This window comes from Vibrio aquaticus, from assembly GCF_003970385.1.
Taxonomy (GTDB): domain Bacteria; phylum Pseudomonadota; class Gammaproteobacteria; order Enterobacterales; family Vibrionaceae; genus Vibrio; species Vibrio aquaticus.
In genome coordinates this window covers 186,815-199,040 of sequence record NZ_RXZH01000005.1, presented here as the reverse complement: position 1 = coordinate 199,040, position 12,226 = coordinate 186,815, and the positions used below count along the sequence as shown (strand labels likewise).

Below are 12,226 nucleotides of genomic sequence, written 5' to 3'. Positions count from 1 at the left end.
CATCAACAGGAAAGTATATGTCAGACAATAACCAAGCGCTAAAGGATGCTGGTCTTAAAGTTACCCTCCCAAGACTAAAGATTTTAGAAGTACTACAGCAACCTGACTGCCAACATATCAGTGCTGAAGAACTGTACAAAAAGCTGATTGATCTCGGCGAAGAGATTGGTCTAGCAACCGTTTATCGAGTATTAAACCAATTTGATGATGCAGGTATCGTGACTCGTCACCACTTCGAAGGTGGCAAGTCAGTGTTTGAGTTATCAACCCAACATCACCACGACCACCTAGTATGTCTAGATTGTGGCGAGGTCATTGAGTTTTCTGACGACATCATTGAAGAGCGCCAAAAAGAAGTTGCGGCAAAATATAACGTAATTCTTACCAACCACAGCTTATACCTTTACGGGAAATGTGCTGACGGTAGCTGTAAAGACAACCCAGACGCTCATAAAGCTAAGAAATAATCGCTACGATTCTTTCGCATTCATAAACGTCAGCCTAGGCTGGCGTTTTTTTTTACTTCTTATCTTAGTCAGAAAGCGGCAATAAAAAAGCCAGTCGATGCGACTGGCTTTTCAGTATGTTCAGCTCGTAATTACTTGGCTTCGATTTTTGCCCAAGTATCACGTAGGCCGACAGTGCGGTTGAATACAAGCGCTTCTGGCTTAGACTCTTTCGCATCCGCGCAGAAGTAGCCCATACGTTCAAACTGGTACCCTTTCTCTGCTTCTGCTTGAGCAAGGCTTGGTTCAACAAAGCCATTTAGCTTAACCAGAGACTCTGGGTTGATCGTTTCTGCAAAGTTGTCCGCGGCTGCTGGGTTAGGCACGGTGAATAGACGGTCGTACAGACGAATCTCTGCAGGAAGACCTTTGTCCGCTGATACCCAGTGAATAACACCTTTCACTTTACGACCATCTGCTGGGTTTTTGCCTAGCGTCTCGTTGTCGTAAGTACAGAAGATAGTAGTGATGTTGCCTTCGGCATCTTTCTCGATACGCTCAGCTTTGATCACGTAAGCACCACGTAGGCGAACTTCTTTACCAAGCACTAGACGCTTGTATTTCTTATTCGCTTCTTCACGGAAATCTTCACGCTCAATCCAAACTTCACGAGTAAATGGAACCTCACGCTCGCCCATTTCCGGTTTGTTCGGGTGATTCGCAACCGTTAGTGACTCAACGTTACCTTCTTCGAAGTTTTCAATCACGATCTTAACTGGATCAAGAACAGCCATCGCACGAGGTGCATTTTCGTTCAAGTCATCACGGATACAAGACTCTAGTGAGCCCATTTCAATCATGTTGTCTTGCTTAGTCACACCAATACGCTTACAGAATTCACGAATAGACGCAGAAGTAAAGCCACGACGACGTAAGCCAGAAACAGTCGGCATACGTGGATCATCCCAACCGTCAACTAAGTTTTCAGTCACAAGTTGGTTAAGCTTACGCTTAGACATTACTGTGTACTCTAGGTTGAGTCGGCTGAACTCGTACTGACGAGGCTGACAATCAATCGTAATGTTGTCTAGAACCCAATCGTATAAGCGACGGTTGTCTTGGAATTCAAGCGTACAGATAGAGTGCGTAATGCCCTCTAGCGCATCAGAGATACAGTGCGTGAAATCGTACATTGGGTAAATGCACCATTTGTCACCTGTTTGGTGATGCTCTGCAAAACGAACACGGTAAATAACAGGATCGCGCAGTACAATGAAAGAAGACGCAAGGTCAATCTTCGCACGTAGACACGCTTTACCTTCCTCGAAACCACCGTCACGCATCTTTTCAAATAGCGCTAGGTTCTCTTCTGGCGTACGGTCACGGTATGGGCTTGGCTTACCTGGTTGAGTAAGTGTGCCACGGTACTCACGGATCTGCTCAGGACTTAGCTCTTCAACGTACGCTAAGCCTTTGTTAATTAATTCCACTGCGTAGCCATATAGCTTGTCGAAGTAGTTTGATGAGTAACATACATCACCACTCCACTCAAAGCCTAACCAGCTCACATCATTCTTAATTGACTCAACGTATTCAACGTCTTCTTTTTCTGGGTTAGTGTCATCAAAACGAAGGTTACACTGACCCTGGTAGTCCTGAGCAATACCGAAGTTCAAGCAAATTGACTTAGCGTGACCGATATGCAGATAACCGTTCGGCTCTGGTGGGAAACGAGTATGCACGCTTGTGTGTGTACCATCCGCTAAATCTTTATCGATGATTTGGCGAATGAAATTCGATGGACGAGCCTCAGCTTCACTCATCTATAGCACCTCAATTGTTGTAGTATTGTTCAGATAATTCTTTACTTTGACGACATCAGTAGCCGCCAAGTACATAACGTCTAATGATCCACAATTCTGGTGGATTACACAACAATATCTCGACTGAAAACACTTTTTTTTTCATTGTCTGGTTAAGAAGCTAGCATTGTTCATCTCTCCTTAAGCACCAAACGCAAAAAAGCCTCCCGAAGGAGGCTTTTATCACTTACTTATTAACCAGTGGTTACTAAGGAAGTTTTACATCAGATAGGTCTTCGTTAGCACCGATTGCTTTCATTTCGCCAGCAACGATTTCAGCTAGAGGACCAAGGATAACTTGAAGGTTGTTCTCACCTAGTTTAACTACACCCTTCGCACCAAGCTTCTTAAGTACAACTTCGTCAGCTACAGAGCGGTCTTTTAGAGTAAGACGTAGACGAGTGATACAAGCGTCGATTGAAGTTAGGTTGTCGTGACCACCTAGAGCTTTTAGGTATTGACGAGCTAGGTCACCACTTTTCGCTTCACCAGCTGGAGCGGCTACTGTTTCTTCGTCATCATCTTCACGACCTGGCGATTTCAGGTTGAAAGCGCGGATAGCGAATGTGAATGTGAAGAAGTATAGAGCACCGAAGCCTAGACCGATTAGAAGTAGAGTTACCGGCTTAGTTGCTAGACCCCAGTTCAGAATGAAGTCGATTAGACCTGCAGAGAAACCGAAGCCGTGTAGCGTACCAAACATGTTAGCAACAACTAGAGATAGACCAGTGAATACTGCGTGCATTGCGTATAGAGCTGGAGCTAGGAACACGAACATGAATTCTAGTGGCTCTGTGATACCTGTTAGGAATGAACAGAAACCTACTGAGAATAGTGCACCACCAACTTGGCTACGTTTTTCAGCTGGAGCTGCTAGGTACATTGCAAGAGCAGCACCTGGTAGACCAAACATCATTACAGGGAAGAAGCCGTTCATGAATACGCCAGCAGACTTATCGCCGCCGAAGTAACGGTGTAGGTCACCAGACTTAACTGTTTCAGTTACTTCTTTAACAGTTGCAGTAATTTCTGGAGTTACAGAGTTAGCGAATTCGAATGTGTGTGATTGACCAGCAACAAGAGTCTTAGCTAGAGCTGGGTCTACACAAAGCTGTTGTAGAGCAGGAAGAGCTTGACCAGCAGCTTGAGCACCAGTAACTAGAACTTCTTGACACGTACCCATACCGAACCAGAAGTAAGAGTTAAGAACGTGGTGAAGACCTACAGGGATAAGTGCACGGTTAAGAGTACCGTAAACGAACTGACCAACAGCACCTGAAGTAGAAACTGCGTGTGCTAGAGCGTCAAGGCCGCCTTGGATAGTTGGCCAAACAACACCAGACACAGCACCTGCTACTAGCGCGAATAGACCAGCCATGATTGGTACTAGACGTTTGCCAGAGAAGAATGCCAACCACTCAGGAAGACGAGTTGCATGGAAAGCGTTGTAAGAGTGACCAGCAATGATACCAGCGATGATACCACCGAAGAATGACATGTTAACGTCAGCATTGATTGTTGTTGCTGTTGCTGTCAGTACGAAGTACGCAACTGCACCAGCTAGGCCTGCAGCACCTTGACCGTCTTTAGAAAGACCAATCGCGATACCTAGACCGAATAGTAACGGTAGTTGACCGAAGATAGCACCACCAGCTTGCGCCATGAATGGGATATCTAGAAGGTCACCTTGACCCAAACGTAGTAAGAGCGCCGCAACTGGAAGCGTTGCGATAGGTAGCATAAGAGCTTTACCTAGCTTTTGCGCATATCCAAGAATATTCACCTTAAGTTCCCCCTATAGGATTTTGTATTTTGTCGAGCCACTTTTTTTAGCCGCTCAATTTAGTCCTGCTCAGTTTATGATATTAATTTTGCTCCGCAAATTAAAACCTCATCATTTGTGATCCTAATCACCAGAAACTGGCAATATGCGAGGTTTTTGCTAGCGAGATCATAAAACTTATTTTACAATACAAAAAAATAGCAATCATCCTAGCAAAATCGAGTTACTCTTTACCTACAGAAATAGGCTTAGAGTGTGGCTATCACTACGATAAGGGGAACCTTACTAACATAAGTGTGACGGTTAGCCACCAGAGTAAAAGCCAAGCTGAACATTAATTTTAGAAGACTCATTTCTTCGTTTGCTATAGATATTTTGCGACCTAATTGAAGCTCACAAATAAAGTAAAACAGCTTGTGAAAAAGCCTCGATTAGACGACTAAAAGTATTAAGAATCTAACCTATAAGGATTAGCTAACCATGTATGCGCTAACTAACTGTAAAATCTACACCGGCAGCGACGTCCTCGTTGAACACGCGGTAATCATCAACAACAACTTGATTGAGTCTGTTTGCCCAGTTTCTGAGCTACCAGAAGGCATCGAAACTCGTGATCTACAAGGCGTGAATGTGAGCCCTGGCTTTATCGATTTACAGTTGAACGGCTGTGGTGGCGTGATGCTAAACGATGAAATCACCGCTGACACAATGCAAATCATGCATGAAGCAAACCTAAAGTCAGGTTGTACTAGCTTCTTACCGACGCTGATCACTTCGTCTGACGAAGATATGCGTCAAGCGGTAGCTGCTGCGCGTGACTACCACGCGAAGTACGAGAACCAATCACTAGGTCTGCACCTAGAAGGTCCTTACCTTAACGTTGCGAAAAAAGGCATTCACAGCATAGATTTCATCCGTCCATCTGACGACTCAATGATTGACTTCATGTGTGACAACGCTGACGTTATCGCTAAAGTGACATTAGCACCTGAACACAACGAATCTGCACACATCGAGCGCCTTAAGCAAGCGGGTATCGTCGTGTCTATCGGTCACACGAACGCGACATACGCTGAAGCGCGCCGTGGTTTCGATGCGGGTATTACTTTCGCGACTCACCTATTCAACGCTATGACGCCAATGGTTGGCCGTGAACCAGGTGTGGTTGGTGCTATCTACGATACGCCAGACGTATATGCAGGTATCATTGCTGACGGGTTCCATGTCGATTATGCGAACATTCGTATCGCTCACAAAATTAAGGGCGAAAAATTAGTATTAGTGACCGATGCCACAGCTCCTGCAGGCGCTGACATGGATTACTTTATTTTTGTAGGTAAGAAAGTATATTACCGTGATGGTAAGTGTGTTGATGAAAACGGCACACTAGGCGGCTCAGCACTTACAATGATTGAAGCAGTTCAAAATACTGTTGAGCATGTCGGAATCGCTCTGGACGAAGCACTACGCATGGCTACTTTGTACCCTGCAAAAGCAATCGGTGTTGATGAACAACTAGGCCGCGTTAAGAAAGGCATGGTTGCAAACCTCACTGTATTTGATCGTGACTTCAATGTTCAAGCGACTGTTGTTAACGGACAATACGAGCAAAATTAAGAATGAATGGCGGACAAATAGGTAACGTAGATTTAGTAAAACAGCTGAACAGTGCTGCAGTTTACAGGCTAATCGATCAACAAGGCCCCATCTCTAGGATCCAAGTTGCTGACGTCAGCCAACTAGCGCCAGCGAGCGTTACAAAAATTACCCGCCAACTTCTAGAGCGCGGCCTAATTAAAGAGGTCGCGCAACAAGCCTCTACCGGTGGTCGACGCGCGATTTCACTGACGACCGAAGTCGAACCCTTCCACTCAGTCGCCATCCGTCTAGGGCGTGACTATATTCAGTTCAGTCTCTATAACTTAGGCGGTAAAGAAATCTCCTCTGATTACTATGAGTTCTTCTATACCACCCAAGAAGAATTGATCGAAGGGCTAATCTCGCAACTTAAACAGTTCATTCAGTCAAATCAAACCAACATCAATCAGATGATTGCGATTGGTGTCACCTTGCCAGGCTTGGTTAACCCAGAAACCGGCGTTGTTGAATATATGCCAAACATCTCGGTTGATAATCTCGCCCTTTCTGAAGTTATTCGTAATACCTTCCACGTTCAATGTTTCGTCGGTAACGATGTCCGTGGTATGGCATTAGCTGAACACTACTTCGGTGCAAGTAAAGATTGCCAAGATTCGATCCTAGTCAGCGTACACCGCGGTACTGGTGCAGGCATTATCGTTAATGGACAGGTCTTTTTAGGCTTTAACCGTAACGTGGGTGAAATCGGCCACATTCAAATTGATCCATTAGGTGAACAATGCCAATGTGGTAACTTCGGTTGTTTAGAAACCGTTGCTGCAAACCCTGCCATCGTTGAACGCGTGAATAAGCTCATTAAGCAAGGTTACGAATCTAGCCTCACTACCTTGGAAACAATCAACATCTCCGATGTGTGTGAACATGCAAACCTTGGTGACGAACTGGCGAAACAAAGCCTCGTTCGCGTGGGTAATAAGTTGGGTAAAGCAATCGCGATTACCATTAACCTATTTAACCCACAAAAAGTGGTCATTGCTGGTGACATCACTCAATGTGAAGACATCATCTTCCCTGCAATTCGCCGCAACGTTGAGAACCAATCATTAACGACATTCCATAGCGAGCTTCCTATTGTTGCTTCTCTGATTGACAAGCAGCCAACGCTTGGTGCATTCGCAATGATTAAACGTGCGATGCTCAATGGGGTATTGTTACAAAAGTTGTTAGAAGATTAATCTTATCCCCACTTAAGCAACCAATTGAGTTAGAATACCGGGCTACTAGATGTAGCCCGTTTTTTTAGGACAAAACAATACAAATATGGAACTTATCTTAATCTCAACGGCTTTTTTGGCTGGCTTTGTTGCACTCAAATGTAACCTCCCTCCCCTCGTTGGATTTTTACTCGCAGGCTTTGGCCTCCATGCGTTTGGCTACCAAAGTAATGACACAATAACCACTCTCGCCGACCTTGGTGTCACGCTGCTTTTATTTAGCATTGGCCTAAAACTGGATATCAAAACACTGCTGTCCAAAGAGATTTGGGCAGGGGCAACGGTTCATAATCTCTTATCGACCGCCATCTTTAGCGTTGCCTTACTTTGCTTTAAGTTCCTTGGTGTCAGCTCTCTTGCTGCGATGTCACTTGAGCAACTGGCGCTCTTAAGCTTTGCTCTCTCTTTCTCTAGTACCGTTTTCGCTGTTAAGACGTTACAAGAAAAGGGGGAGATGAACGCGACTTACGGCACGATCGCTATCGGTATCTTAGTCATGCAAGATATCTTCGCTGTTGTCTTCCTCACGGCCTCAACCGGTAAACTTCCGGAATGGTACGCCGTTGCCCTGTTTGCACTGCCCCTGATTCGCCCTCTTTTCTTCAAGCTTCTCGATTGGGTTGGGCACGGTGAAATGCTGGTCCTACTGGGTATCTTCTTAGCCTTAGTCGCTGGTGCTGGCTTATTTGAACTGGTTGGTATGAAGCCTGATTTAGGCGCACTGATCTTAGGTATGCTACTCGCCTCACATAAGAAAGCATCCGAGTTGTCTAAGTCTCTTTTTAACCTTAAAGAACTCTTCCTCGTCTGTTTTTTCTTAAACATTGGCTTATCAGCAACACCAACGCTCTCAGGCTTTGCATTAGCGATATTGTTTATGCTGCTTCTGCCACTCAAAGGCATCCTCTACTTTCTGGTTCTTAATACCTTCAAGTTCCGCGTTCGTACTTCATTACTTGCATCATTAAGTCTATTTAACTTCAGTGAATTTGGTCTAATCGTTGGGGGGCTTGCCTTCAAAATGGGGTGGATGAGCAGCGAAATCATGGTGGCCTTAGCCATTGCGGTTTCGATTTCATTTGTGCTCTCAGCACCGATAAATCGTCATGGACATGCGCTCTATCAACGTTCAGGTAAATGGTTACGTGAAACTGCCGCTGAAAAGCTGAATACTCGTGATCAGCTTATCAACCCAGGTCATGCTCAGGTTTTGATCCTAGGCATGGGGCGTATTGGCACTGGTGCTTATGATGAACTGAGAAACCGCTACGGAAAAATCAGCTTAGGTATCGAGGTTCGTGAAGAAGCCGCCCACCAGCACAAAGCTCATGGACGTAATGTCATTACGGGCGATGCAACTGACCCGGATTTTTGGGAACGCATTTTAGATACCGCCAATGTCAAGCTCGTGCTCCTTGCGATGCCACATCACCAAGGTAATCAGATTGCCCTTGAACAACTTCATCAGCGCAATTTCAAAGGCCAAATTGCCGCGATTGCTGAGTATCCTGACCAATTGGAAGCACTCACCAACGGGGGAGTTGATGCCGCCTTCAATATTTATAATGAGGCCGGCAGTGGCTTCGCTCGACACGTGTGCGACCAGCTAAAACCTGAGTTTCATCGCCCTTCTTAACCACATCAAACTTGTGAAATAAGCCGTTCTTTTGAACGGCTTTTTTACCACACAGAGCACAAAACAGACAAAACCTAGATTTCATTCACCAAAAAGCCTATAAAACTAAATAAAATTCACCAACCACGGCCTGTTATTATTTTTTTCTTTAAATACGGTTGATTTTTTTAATCATAATGGCAAATTGAAGGCATAAGGTTAATGTATTTTTAAAGGGAAGTTGTATGTGTTCTATATTTGGTATTTTAGACATCAAAAGTGATCCAGAAGCACTGCGCCCAGTGGCGTTAGAAATGTCTAAAAAGCTTCGCCACCGTGGCCCAGACTGGTCAGGTATTTACTCATCAGAAAAAGCGATTCTAGCGCATGAACGTTTAGCGATCGTTGGTCTTAATAGTGGTGCTCAACCTCTATACAGCTCAGATAAAAAACACATCCTTGCCGTCAACGGTGAAATCTACAACCACAAAGAAATTCGTGCTCGTTACGAGGGAAAATACGACTTCCAGACCGACTCTGACTGTGAAGTTATCCTAGCGCTTTATGAAGATCTCGGTGCCGACCTTCTCGAAGAACTGAATGGTATCTTTGCCTTCGTTCTTTACGATGAAGAAAAAGACACGTACTTAGTCGGCCGTGACCACATCGGTATCATCCCTCTATACCAAGGCTACGATGAGCACGGTAACTACTACGTTGCTTCTGAAATGAAAGCCCTTGTTCCTGTATGTAAAACTGTCAGCGAGTTCCCTCCTGGTAGTTACTACAGCAGTGGTGATTCAGAGCCTCAACGTTACTACATCCGCGACTGGAACGAATACGCAGCAGTTCAAGGTAACAGCACAAGCAAAGAAGAACTGACTGAAGCTCTAGAAGCAGCGGTTAAGCGCCAGCTAATGACCGACGTTCCATACGGTGTACTCCTTTCAGGTGGCTTAGATTCATCCATCACATCTGCAGTAGCAAAACGCTTTGCCGCTATGCGTATCGAAGATGATGAGCAATCAGAGGCTTGGTGGCCACAACTTCACTCATTTGCGGTTGGTCTTGAGGGCGCGCCGGATCTTAAAGCGGCACGTGAAGTCGCTGACCAAATTGGTACCGTTCACCACGAAATGACCTACACGATTCAAGAAGGTCTAGATGCCATCCGTGACGTTATCTACCATATTGAAACTTACGATGTGACAACCATCCGCGCATCTACGCCTATGTTCCTAATGGGGCGCAAGATCAAAGCAATGGGCATCAAGATGGTGCTGTCTGGAGAAGGCGCGGACGAGATCTTCGGCGGTTACCTCTACTTCCACAAAGCACCAAACGCGAAAGAGTTCCACGAAGAGACGGTTCGTAAGCTGCTTGCGTTGAACATGTTTGACTGTGCCCGTGCGAACAAGTCGCTAGCAGCATGGGGCGTTGAAGGTCGTGTACCTTTCCTAGACAAAGAATTTATTGATGTGGCAATGCGTCTAAACCCTGAAGATAAGATGTGTGGCAACGGAAAGATGGAAAAACATATCCTTCGTGAGTGTTTTGAGCACTACCTTCCAGAAGCCATCGCATGGCGTCAGAAAGAGCAATTCTCTGATGGTGTTGGCTACAGCTGGATTGATACACTGAAAGAAGTAGCGGAAGAAAAAGTCACTGACCAGCAATTGGAAACCGCGGCATTCCGTTTCCCATACAACACGCCAACGACCAAAGAAGGCTACGTATATCGTGAAATCTTTGAAGAGTTGTTCCCGCTACCATCAGCGGCAGAGTGTGTACCAGGTGGCCCATCTGTAGCGTGTTCCTCAGCGAAAGCAATTGAGTGGGACGAGTCATTCAAGAACATGGCTGACCCTTCAGGTCGCGCGGTACAAAGTGTCCACAACGACGCTTACTAATTGATTCATTGAATCTGTAAAGGCACCTCTTCGGTGCCTTTTTTCTTTTCTCGTCTAAGTGTGACCTCCCGTTAATCAACCTCTCCCCAGACAATACTCAATTTTGGAATCTAAGTTTGTAGCACGACTTAACCCTACCAAAAAACAACGGAATACCACTAAATTTCAATAACTTATAATTATGCACCAGACAGATTTGTATATTTACCCATTTGCAGAGAAATACCCTAAGGAGTATATGTAGAGACAAATAAAAAACTGTAATAACTCAGATTAGTAAAACTTATGCCAAACCAACATCCACAATTCTTCGGTCATCCACGTGGCCTGTTCCTTCTGTTCGGTACAGAACTTTGGGAACGATTCTCTTACTACGCAATGCGTGCCATCCTAGTGCTTTATCTGACAGATACGACCCTCAACGGTGGTTTAGGCTGGTCGACTAAAGATGCCCTCGATCTTTATGGCATCTATACTGGACTTGTCTACATTACTCCGATGATTGGTGGCTACCTTGCCGACAATTATCTAGGCCAACGCCGTTCAATTTTGATTGGTGGCGCACTGATGGCAATTGGTCAGTTCACCTTAGCGCTTCCAGCTGACATGATTGGCCTTAGCATTACCCACAGTTTTTACCTTGGCTTAGCACTATTGATTGCTGGTAACGGTCTATTTAAACCAAATATCTCTACGATGGTCGGCGACCTTTACGAAGAAGGTGACAATCGCCGTGATGGTGCGTTTACCATCTTCTACATGGGGATTAACTTAGGTGCGTTGATTGCTGGGGTTGTGTCTGGATCGGTAACCAATGAGTTTGGCTGGAAAGCAGGCTTCTTAGTGGCAGGTTTAGGCATGATTGTGAGCTTAATCATGCAAATGACACTAGCGAAATCTTGGCTTGGCGAGATTGGTGTTGTTCCTGCAGCAGCGCGTGATTTAGAAAAGAAAAATTCGTCTCAAAAGCAACCGCTGACGAAACAAGAAGTCGACCGACTAAAAGTAATTCTAGTCATGGGCTTGTTCGTGATTGTTTTCTGGGCGGGGTTTGAACAAGCTGGCGGCCTGATGAACATCTACACCCAGCAATATACCGACCGTATGCTCGGCAGCTTTGAAGTCCCTGCCGCTTGGTTTCAGTCACTTAACCCGTTCTTCATCATTACGCTTGCACCTGTTCTTGCTGCGCTTTGGGTGAAATTAGGCCCTAAAGAACCTAATTCTCCGGTGAAATTTGCATTAGCACTGTTTTTCTTAGCACTTGGCTTCCTATGTATGGTCGGTGCAGTCATGGAGCAAGGTGGTGACACGACAGTGAAAACATCAATGCTTTGGCTTGTCGGTGCATTCTTCTTTCATACTCTAGGTGAACTTTGTCTATCGCCTATTGGCTTGTCGCTTGTGACTAAGCTTGCTCCACTCCGCCTTGCGTCTCTTATGATGGGAGCGTGGTTTGGCTTCAATGCCATCGCTAACTATGTGGCTGGCCTAATCGGTTCTCACGTTGGTGAACTCGGTGCGCTGCCAATCTTCGGTGGTATCGCTATCGCGGCGACGGTATCAGGTGTAATTCTACTGATGTTCTCAAACACCTTGGTTCGTTGGATGCACGGCGCTGAAACTACAATGAGTAACGCCGAGCAAGTAGAAGAGCAACAAACTCAAGTTGCTTAGGCTTTCCTTGTAACGGCTATCAACAAATAAAAACGCCCGACCATCACTGGCCGGGCGTTT

The 12,226-nt window shown here is 45.4% G+C and carries 8 protein-coding genes; 6 read left to right on the top strand and 2 right to left on the bottom strand.

Going from position 1 to position 12,226, the window contains the following annotated elements; all coding sequences use genetic code 11:
• The first annotated feature begins 17 nt into the window (after positions 1 to 17).
• On the top strand, positions 18 to 467 hold the full coding sequence (gene fcrX, locus EJ063_RS12985) for a ferric iron uptake transcriptional regulator FcrX (RefSeq protein ID WP_126574707.1): 450 nt from the start codon (positions 18 to 20) through the stop codon (positions 465 to 467).
• A gap of 131 nt (positions 468 to 598) precedes the next feature.
• Here fcrX and glnS read toward each other — a convergent pair whose 3' ends face one another.
• Together glnS and nagE are read right to left on the bottom strand one after the other, a co-directional pair.
• Entirely contained in the window at positions 599 to 2,269 is a 1,671-nt protein-coding gene (gene glnS / locus EJ063_RS12980; RefSeq protein ID WP_126574706.1) for a glutamine--tRNA ligase, read from the bottom strand.
• A 247-nt stretch (positions 2,270 to 2,516) separates the two neighbouring features.
• Complete coding sequence (nagE, locus tag EJ063_RS12970) at positions 2,517 to 4,091, bottom strand: N-acetylglucosamine-specific PTS transporter subunit IIBC (protein ID WP_126574705.1); 1,575 nt, start codon at positions 4,089 to 4,091, stop codon at positions 2,517 to 2,519.
• A gap of 480 nt (positions 4,092 to 4,571) precedes the next feature.
• On the opposite strand from nagE, the gene nagA reads away from it, so the two are divergent.
• The 5 genes from nagA to EJ063_RS12945 all read left to right on the top strand — a co-directional run bounded on the left by nagA (position 4,572) and on the right by EJ063_RS12945 (position 12,166).
• Positions 4,572 to 5,708 (top strand): N-acetylglucosamine-6-phosphate deacetylase, encoded by a 1,137-nt coding sequence (gene nagA / locus EJ063_RS12965; RefSeq protein WP_126574704.1) that lies wholly within the window; start codon positions 4,572 to 4,574, stop codon positions 5,706 to 5,708.
• 2 nt (positions 5,709 to 5,710) lie between these two features.
• On the top strand, positions 5,711 to 6,925 hold the full coding sequence (gene nagC, locus EJ063_RS12960; protein ID WP_126574703.1) for a DNA-binding transcriptional regulator NagC: 1,215 nt from the start codon (positions 5,711 to 5,713) through the stop codon (positions 6,923 to 6,925).
• 85 nt (positions 6,926 to 7,010) lie between these two features.
• A complete protein-coding gene (locus tag EJ063_RS12955; protein WP_126574702.1) occupies positions 7,011 to 8,600 on the top strand; it encodes a cation:proton antiporter domain-containing protein in 1,590 nt (529 codons plus the stop codon).
• A 224-nt stretch (positions 8,601 to 8,824) separates the two neighbouring features.
• Positions 8,825 to 10,489, top strand: a complete 1,665-nt coding sequence (asnB, locus tag EJ063_RS12950) for an asparagine synthase B (protein ID WP_126574701.1) — start codon at positions 8,825 to 8,827, stop codon at positions 10,487 to 10,489.
• 285 nt (positions 10,490 to 10,774) lie between these two features.
• Positions 10,775 to 12,166 (top strand): peptide MFS transporter, encoded by a 1,392-nt coding sequence (locus EJ063_RS12945; protein ID WP_126574700.1) that lies wholly within the window; start codon positions 10,775 to 10,777, stop codon positions 12,164 to 12,166.
• Positions 12,167 to 12,226 lie beyond the last annotated feature (60 nt).

Excerpts from the sequence above, each read along its gene's own strand:
- fcrX (WP_126574707.1), top strand. The coding sequence starts at position 18 with ATGTCAGACAATAACCAAGCGCTAAAGGATGCTGGTCTTAAAGTTACC.
- glnS (WP_126574706.1), bottom strand. The coding sequence starts at position 2,269 with ATGAGTGAAGCTGAGGCTCGTCCATCGAATTTCATTCGCCAAATCATC.
- nagA (WP_126574704.1), top strand. The coding sequence starts at position 4,572 with ATGTATGCGCTAACTAACTGTAAAATCTACACCGGCAGCGACGTCCTC.
- nagC (WP_126574703.1), top strand. The coding sequence starts at position 5,711 with ATGAATGGCGGACAAATAGGTAACGTAGATTTAGTAAAACAGCTGAAC.
- EJ063_RS12955 (WP_126574702.1), top strand. The coding sequence starts at position 7,011 with ATGGAACTTATCTTAATCTCAACGGCTTTTTTGGCTGGCTTTGTTGCA.
- asnB (WP_126574701.1), top strand. The coding sequence starts at position 8,825 with ATGTGTTCTATATTTGGTATTTTAGACATCAAAAGTGATCCAGAAGCA.
- EJ063_RS12945 (WP_126574700.1), top strand. The coding sequence starts at position 10,775 with ATGCCAAACCAACATCCACAATTCTTCGGTCATCCACGTGGCCTGTTC.